This window comes from Microvirga tunisiensis (assembly GCF_009296175.1).
GTDB lineage: Bacteria > Pseudomonadota > Alphaproteobacteria > Rhizobiales > Beijerinckiaceae > Microvirga > Microvirga tunisiensis.
Genome location: NZ_VOSK01000922.1, coordinates 1 through 725, shown reverse-complemented (window position 1 = coordinate 725; position 725 = coordinate 1). Strand labels below are relative to the sequence as shown.

Annotated in this window: 1 protein-coding gene and 1 pseudogene; one reads left to right on the top strand and one right to left on the bottom strand. The window is 57.9% G+C overall.

From position 1 onward, the window contains the following. Window positions 1–209 precede the first annotated feature (209 nt). Window positions 210–494 carry a chaperone modulator CbpM gene (locus tag FS320_RS44540; protein ID WP_192926444.1) on the bottom strand — a complete coding sequence of 95 codons (285 nt, stop codon included), beginning with the start codon at window positions 492–494 and terminating at the stop codon, window positions 210–212. A gap of 97 nt (window positions 495–591) precedes the next feature. Here FS320_RS44540 and FS320_RS44535 point away from each other — a divergent pair. Then, window positions 592–725, top strand: a pseudogene (locus tag FS320_RS44535) (IS3 family transposase); the annotation flags it as partial.

Below are 725 nucleotides of genomic sequence, written 5' to 3'. Positions count from 1 at the left end.
ATGTGAGAAAAACGTCTTCGGCAGTCCGACAGGCGTTTGTGGAACACTCTTTCCAGCCCTGACCACGTCCAGATTCGGCGTTACAAAATGGATCGGTTGGAGGGTGGACGCATGTTGAAGCCGTTCATGACGGAACGCCTTGCAATCCGTTAACTCGAACTCCAGGACGCCCCCGAACTGGCCAAGAGCAGCTCTTGTTCCGCCCCCGCTTACGAACGCGGCAGCCCGGCCTCTTGGCTGGCCTGCATCAGCTCACGAAGAACCCTGCGCAACCCGTGCATCTGGTCGACGAGGCTCAAGATGATGCCAATCCCCTCATCATTGACGCCCATTTCGCGCTTCAGGTCGAGAATGAGCTGTGCCCGTGCCACATCGCCTTCAGTGAAGGCGAGGTCCGGGTCCCCCCGGGGCAACAGCCATCCTTCGTCGATCCATAGCTGAAGTGCGCCGGCATCAAGGTTGAGACGGACCTGCAGCTGCTCGATGGTCAGCATTCAAGCCTCCATGCTTTGGCGCGGATTGTAAGACTGATCCACCCCCATTGAACTGGTCCACCCTAAAGTATGTCTTGAGGCAGACAGGAGGACCACAATGCCGAAAAAGCGCCACAAGCCGGAAGAGATCGTCGCCAAGTTACGCCAGGTCGATGTGATGGTCTCACAAGGCCAATCCGTTGCCGATGCCGTTCGAGCCATCGGCGTGACGGAGGTCACGTATTACCGATG

What these genes read in the sequence shown, in the direction of transcription:
- FS320_RS44540 (WP_192926444.1), bottom strand. Translation starts at nt 494, where the DNA reads ATGCTGACCATCGAGCAGCTGCAGGTCCGTCTCAACCTTGATGCCGGC.